Below are 1974 nucleotides of genomic sequence, written 5' to 3'. Positions count from 1 at the left end.
GCGCAGCTTCGCCGAGCGCGTGGAGCACCCGGGCCTCGGCGAGGGCGGCAAGTTCCACGACAGGGACGCCGAGCGCCCGCTGCCCGAGGGCGAGCCCCTCACGTTCGCGCTCGTGGGCAACCAGAACTGCGGCAAGACCACGCTGTTCAACCAGCTCACCGGTGCGAACCAGCACGTGGGGAACTTCCCGGGCGTCACGGTGGACCGCAAGGACGGCCGCGTGCGCGGGCATGCGGAGGCCACCGTCACCGACCTGCCGGGCATCTACTCGCTGTCGCCGTACTCCAGCGAGGAGGTGGTCACGCGGCAGTTCTTGCTGGACGAGCGACCGCGCGGCATCATCAACATCGTTGACGCCACGAACGTGGAGCGCAACCTGTACTTGACCATGCAGCTGCTCGAGCTGGGTGTTCCCATGGTGGTGGCCCTGAACATGATGGACGAGGTGGAGGGCAACGGCGGCACCATCCGCGTGAACGAGATGGAGAAGCTGCTGGGCGTGCCCGTGGTGCCCATCTCCGCCTCCAAGAACGAGGGTATCGGCGAGCTCGTGGACCATGCGCTGCATGTGGCGCGCTACCAGGAGCCGCCCGTCTGCCAGGACTTCTGCGCAGCCGACGCGCACGGCGGCGCCGTGCACCGCTGCCTGCACGGCATCATGGCGCTCGTGGGCGACCATGCCGAGCGTGCGGGCATCCCCGTGCGGTTCGCCGCCAGCAAGCTGGCCGAGGGCGACGCGCTCGTGTTGGAGAAGCTTGCCCTCGACGAGAACGAGAAGCACCTGCTGGGGCACATCGTGCGCCAGCTGGAGGACGAGCGCGGCCTGGACCGCGCGGCGGCCATCGCCGACATGCGGTTCGCCTTCATCGAGCGCGTGTGCGACGAGTGCGTGGTGCGCCCGCGGGTAAGCCGCGAGCATGCGCGCAGCATGGCGCTCGACAAGCTGCTCACCGGCACGTTCACGGCCATCCCCGCGTTCGTGGCCATCATGGCGCTCGTGTTCTGGCTCACGTTCAACGTGGTGGGCGCGTGGATGTCGGAGATGCTGGAGGCCGGCATCGGCTGGCTCACCGACGTCGTGGCGAACGCGCTCGCGGCGGCGCAGGTGAACGAGGTGCTGCAGTCGCTCGTCATCGACGGCGTGTTCAACGGCGTGGGCAGCGTGGTGGGATTTTTGCCCACTATCGTCACGCTGTTCTTCTTCCTGTCGCTTCTGGAGGACTCGGGCTACATGGCGCGCGTTGCGTTCGTCATGGACAAGCTGCTGCGCAAGATCGGTCTGTCCGGGCGCTCCATCGTGCCCATGCTCGTGGGCTTCGGCTGCACGGTGCCCGCGGTCATGGCGGCGCGCACGCTGCCGTCGGAGCGCGACCGCAAGATGACCATCATGCTCACGCCGTTCATGAGCTGCTCGGCGAAGCTGCCCATCTACGCGTTCTTCACGGCGGCGTTCTTCCCGGCCTCCGGGGCCGCGGTCATGGTGGGGCTGTACTTCGGCGGCATGGCGGTGGGCGTGCTGGCGGCGCTGCTCATGCGCAAGAGCCTGTTCTCCGGCGAGGCGGTGCCGTTCGTCATGGAGCTGCCGAACTACCGCATGCCCAGCGCCCGCAACGTGGGCCAGCTTCTGTGGGAGAAGGCGAAGGACTTCCTGGAGCGCGCGTTCACCATCATCTTCATAGCCACCATCGTCATCTGGTTCCTGCAGACGTTCGACTTCGGGCTGAACGTGGTGGCGGACTCGGCCGACAGCATGCTGGCCGTGGTGGCCGGGTGGATCGCGCCGGTGTTCGCGCCGCTCGGGTTCGACGACTGGCGCATCTCTACGGCGCTCGTCACGGGCGTCATGGCGAAGGAGAGCGTGGTGTCCACGCTGTCCGTGCTATTCGGGTCGACGGCCAGCCTCGTGGCGGCCCTCACGCCGCTCGCGGCGCTGGGCCTTCTGGTGTTCTGCCTGCTGTACACGCCGTGCGTGGC

Annotated in this window: 1 protein-coding gene; it reads left to right on the top strand. The window is 68.0% G+C overall.

Features of this window, described 5'->3' with window-relative positions; genetic code table 11:
• Positions 1 to 1974, top strand: a 1974-nt coding sequence (feoB, locus tag GPA_RS13950) for a ferrous iron transport protein B (protein WP_083809284.1), incomplete at both ends; no start/stop codon positions are given.

Source organism: Gordonibacter pamelaeae 7-10-1-b, from assembly GCF_000210055.1.
Classification (GTDB): domain Bacteria; phylum Actinomycetota; class Coriobacteriia; order Coriobacteriales; family Eggerthellaceae; genus Gordonibacter; species Gordonibacter pamelaeae.
This window is presented reverse-complemented; position numbering and strand designations above follow the sequence as displayed.